This window comes from Sphingomonas sp. (assembly GCF_051962185.1).
Classification (GTDB): domain Bacteria; phylum Pseudomonadota; class Alphaproteobacteria; order Sphingomonadales; family Sphingomonadaceae; genus Sphingomonas.
Genome location: NZ_JBQCCN010000101.1, coordinates 1 through 4,669 on the forward strand (window position 1 = coordinate 1; position 4,669 = coordinate 4,669).

At 67.9% G+C, this 4,669-nt stretch carries 4 protein-coding genes; 1 reads left to right on the forward strand and 3 read right to left on the reverse strand.

What is annotated here, in order from left to right:
• Positions 1-297: 297 nt before the first annotated feature.
• Genes ACTHJR_RS05940 through ACTHJR_RS05950 form a run of 3 tightly spaced genes read right to left on the reverse strand, consistent with a single transcriptional unit; the run spans position 298 to position 3,576 of the window.
• The gene (locus ACTHJR_RS05940) at positions 298-2,061 is read right to left on the reverse strand and encodes an adenylyl cyclase (RefSeq protein ID WP_440522205.1); all 1,764 of its coding nucleotides are present in this window, start codon (positions 2,059-2,061) and stop codon (positions 298-300) included.
• A gap of 1 nt (position 2,062) precedes the next feature.
• Positions 2,063-2,770: a DUF6445 family protein gene (locus ACTHJR_RS05945; protein WP_440522206.1), complete on the reverse strand. Its 708-nt coding sequence runs from the start codon at positions 2,768-2,770 to the stop codon at positions 2,063-2,065.
• Entirely contained in the window at positions 2,752-3,576 is an 825-nt protein-coding gene (locus tag ACTHJR_RS05950; protein ID WP_440522207.1) for a glycoside hydrolase family 16 protein, read from the reverse strand. The genes ACTHJR_RS05945 and ACTHJR_RS05950 overlap by 19 nt, the downstream gene beginning before the upstream one ends.
• A gap of 181 nt (positions 3,577-3,757) precedes the next feature.
• Here ACTHJR_RS05950 and ACTHJR_RS05955 point away from each other — a divergent pair.
• On the forward strand, positions 3,758-4,669 hold a 912-nt coding region (locus tag ACTHJR_RS05955; protein WP_440522208.1), incomplete at its 3' end, for an AMP-binding protein.

The window sequence follows — 4,669 nt, forward strand, 5'->3', positions numbered from 1 at the left end:
TATGGCGCGAAATCGATGCTCGGGCGCATGTTTCGAATCCGACGCGTCGGCGACCTGCAATTTTCGAATCCAAACGGGGCTCTTCGTGTACGATCGGAATCGAAAATTTCCATATGCGATTGCCCTGCCCGCCAGGGGGAAGGTGTCAGGCCCGGCGAAGGCCGGGCCTGAAGGAGGAGGCCGAAGCATGACGATTGATGGGTCGCCGTCCTCCGCCTCCGTCGGGCTGTGCCCGACACCTCCTCCTGGCGAGGGAGGATAATATGGCCCACGCGCCTTGCTCCACGCCGATGCTTGCTAGGCCGGATAGCGAACGAGGGTCTGCTTGATCGCGCCCTTGGTCGCGGCGGCACCCACATCGTTGACGATATGCGCGATCGTGCCCTTGCCGCCGCCGAGCGAGATCGTCGTCACGTCCTCGAACACCACGCCCGGCGCGCGCGGCGCCTCGATCGCGCTATCGACGACGATCTCTGGATCGGAGGTGAAGTTGCAATAGATGCCCATGCCGACCGCACGATGGTCGCGCACGCCGTCGGCGACCTTATACGCCGCCCAGCCGCGCCGCGGGCCCGGCCGATAGGCAGCCTGGCTCGGCGGATCGTAAGGCAATTCGTTCTGGAAGAACCAGGTCCGCCCGCGCTCACCGTTCCAGATCACGTTATGACGGCGGAAATGCTCGACGAACAGGCCGTGCATCGAGACCTGGTCGCCATTCACCACCAGCCCCTGATTGCCGATGCTCTCGTCCCAGCCGACATGGACGCGGCCGGTCGCGCGGTCGCCATGATCGGCACGCCAAATCCACAGATGGTCGCCGAGGACGTGGCGGCTGTTGATCTCGAGGCAGGTCTCCGCGCAGCCGACCGTGACGCCGCCGACGCGGAAGAACAGATCGGCGATCAAGGTGGGGTCGGCGCGATGATCGCGATTGGCGCCGCGCGGACCGATCTCGACCAGCACCGGTGACGACACCGGGCCGGCATCGATCAGCAGCCCGGCGATCGTCACCCCCGGCACGTCGGCGACGGCAATCGCCTTGCTCCCGTCCTGCGCGAGGAGCGTGGCCAATCCCAGTCCGAGCACGACCGTGCCCGGCCGCGTCACCCGGATCGGCTCGGCGAGCGGATAGATGCCGGGCGTCAGCAGCAAGTGCCGCCCGCGCGCGAGCGCCGCGTTGATCCGCCGCGCGCTCATACCCGGCCGCGCGATGAAGAAGCGCGCCAGCGGGATCGTCGCGCCCGCAGGCTTGCCCCGGTCCCAGCCGCTGCCCGTCGCGAGATGACGGAGAGCGGGCACGAAAACGCCCCACTCGCCGTCGGCGTCGACATGGAGGAACGGCTTGTCGCGGATCACCGGCACCGTCGGCAGGCTGGCGTAGGGCGGCGTCGGGAAGCTGGTCGCGGGCGCGCCCTCGACGCCCATGAACATCATGTTCCAGTTCGACCCTTGCCATCCCCGGATCGCGCTGGTCCGGGTGAACCATTGCTGCTGCGTGCCCGATCGGATCGTGCCGTCGATCCGGCAATCGGCCATGAACCCGCCGCTCGACCATCCGCCATCGTCGAGCGCAAGGTCGCCGCGCAGGTGGATGCGGCGATAGGGCGCGGCCTGAGACACCGCCCAGCGATCCTTGCCGTCGGGCGGGCGCAGCTCGAGATTCTCCGCGCCGCGCCAGAAATTGTCGAGCGCCATGCCCTTGGCCCAATCGGCCTCGCAATGGACGTGCCCGCCGATCACCACCCCGCCGGGCAGCAACCCGAGCCCGGCGACCTGGGTATAGAAGCCAACATTGACGTTCGCGGCATAGCGCCCGGGCTTGAACAGGATGGCGTGGCGTTCGTCGGTGAAATGCGCGCGCTCCATCCGCGCGAAGATCGCGTCGACCTTGGCCTGGATCGCCGCCGCGGGCATCGACGGGTCGAGGATCAGGACGTTGGGCCCGAGATCGGGATCTCGCGGCACCGGCCTGCGCGCCGCGCCTGCGACCGCCGGATGCACGGCCATCGCCAGCCCGGCGAGCCCGGCCAACACCGACCGCCGATCATGAGGTTGCGCCATCCTATGCTCCCTGGGCTGCGATCGAGAAGAAACCGGTGACGGTGAGGCGCCCGGTGGCGGGGTCGGGCGAGAGCGTGGCGTCGGCGCCGATCAGTCCGCTGTGGAGCAGGAAGCTGGGATAGACGATGGCGCGATTGTAGCGCGGCTCGACCGCGAAAACGCGCTCGAACAGGCCGCCGTCGCCGGTCCAGTAATCGCCGGGCGGCGCACCGCGATGCCGCAATTCCGCATCGAGCTGGTCCGGGTAGATCGTCGCGCGCCGGGCATCGACGCTCTCGAACCCGGTCGAGCGATGGCGGAAGAAGCCGGTGCCGTCGGAATCGCCGGGCGCGAGATAGTGGACGAGGGCGATCCGCCGATCATCATAGGCGTCGCAATGCGGCAAGCGCTGCCTGACCGAGAGTGCATCGCGCGGCGTCGTCACGATCGAGAAGCTCGCATCGATCATCTCGAGCTGCGGCGCGGCGCCGAACGCCTCGGCCGACGCCGCTTCGATTACCGGCACTTGCGCGGCGAGATAATCGCCGGGCAGCGCCGCGCGAATGCCCGGGTAATGATGGATCGCCGGCCCGAACGCGGCGGCGATCGCGGCGGTCCGCAACGCATCGGGATCGGCCGCGAAATCGTCGATCACGACGACCGGGTGGCGTTCGTTGCCGATGCGATGGAGCGTGACGGTCGGCACCGCGGCTATGTTCCGGCGCGCCAATAGCGGACGTAATCGATCGTCATGCGCTGCGGCAACGCGCTGTCGTCGATTCCCTTCGCCCCGCCCCAATCGCCGCCGACCGCGAGGTTGAGGATCAACTGATACGGCCGGTCGAACGGCCAGGCGCCGCGACCACCCGGCCGATCGTTGGCGACCCGCATATAGGCGCGTCCATCGACCCCGATGGTGATCGCCTGGGGCCGCCAGTCGAGCTGATAGCGATGAAAGGCCGAGCAACTCGTCGGGACCGTCTTCTCCGCGCCGCGCTGGGTGCCGCGCGCGTGGTTGAACAGGCCCGAGTGCAGGGTCGCGTGGACGACGTTGGGTTGCCAGCCGACCATTTCCATGATGTCGATCTCACCCTGGTCGGGCCAGTTGCCGCTATCGGGCAACAGCCAGATCGCCGGCCACATGCCGCGCGCGCACGGCAACTTCGCGCGGATCTCGTAAAAGCCATAGCCGAGCATTTGCCGGCTGATCAGCTTGCCGGAGCTGTACGCCTGTCCGCCCCAGTCGGGTTGTGCCGACAGCCGTTCCTTGTGCGCCTCCAATATCAACGAGCCACGGGCGATCCGCTCGTTCTCCACGCGGCCGCCGCCATAATATTGCTTTTCATGATTGAACCAGCCGAGCTTGTTGCGCCCGGTGTCGTAGCGCCATTTGGCCAGGTCGATCCCGGGGCCGTCGAACTCGTCCGCCCAGCTCGGCACGGCGCGCGGCGGTGCCATCGGCGCGTCCGTCGCATAATTGGAGGCCGACAATGTCGTCGCCTGCGCGGCCAGCAACAGCATGATGCGTCCCAGCATCCCCTCCTCCTTTCGCCGCGCCGCCGATCGATCGACGCGAACCTTCGCGCATTTTGATAACGTTCTCAAGAGGCCGGCCGCGCCACGCGGACGCATCGGCAATGTGCTGAATGCCGAAGATGAGACAGCGTTTCCGCCGCTTTAAATAAATCAAAACGACTGGTCGGCTAAGCGCGAGGCCATGGCTAGCCAATACAATGCTTCGCTCCATTCGTCGCAAGGCGGCGAATCCCCGGCAACTCCGGCCGCGCCGTTCTCGACGCCGCATGTCGTCGCGGCAATGGCGAAGCGCGATCCCGAGGCGATCGCGCTGGTCGCGCCGTGCGGAACGCTCACCTATGCCGAGCTCGACGCCCAGGCGAGCCGCGTCGCCGCCTGGCTGCGGTCGCGCGGGGTCGGCCGCGAGGATCTGGTCGGCATTTGCGTCGAACGTTCGTTCGACCAGCTCGCCATCGTGCTTGGCACGTGGAAGGCCGGCGCTGCCTTCCTGCCGCTCGATCCGAGCTGGCCCGACGGCCGCCTGCAGATGATCGTCGAGGAAGCGGCCTGCAAGCTCGTCGTCGGCCGTGACGATACCGCCGCCCGCGTACCCAACAGCCCGACCCCGATCGTCGCGCTCGACTGGCAGGCGCCCGAACTGGCCGACGGGGCCGCGATCGAGACCCCCAACGATCCCGATGCTTTGGCTTATGTCATCTATACCTCGGGCACGACCGGCAAGCCCAAGGGCGTCGAGGTCACCCACGCCAATCTCTCCTGGCTGATCGCCTGGCACAACCATGCGTTCGGCGTCACCGCCGAGGACCGCGGCAGCCATCTCGCCGGGCTCGGCTTCGACGCCTCGGTCTGGGAAGTCTGGCCGTATCTCTGCGCCGGCGCCTCGGTCGTGCTGGCGACCGACGATGTCCGTACCTCGGACGAGCGGCTGCGCGCCTGGCTGATCGTCCAGGGTGTCACCGTGGCGTTCGTGCCCACCGCGCTCGCCCAGGACCTGGTCCGCGACGATTGGGCGACCGGCACGCGGCTGCGCTACATCCTGACCGGCGCCGACCGCCTGCTCGGCCGGCCGCGCCAGGGCCTGCCCTTCGCTTTG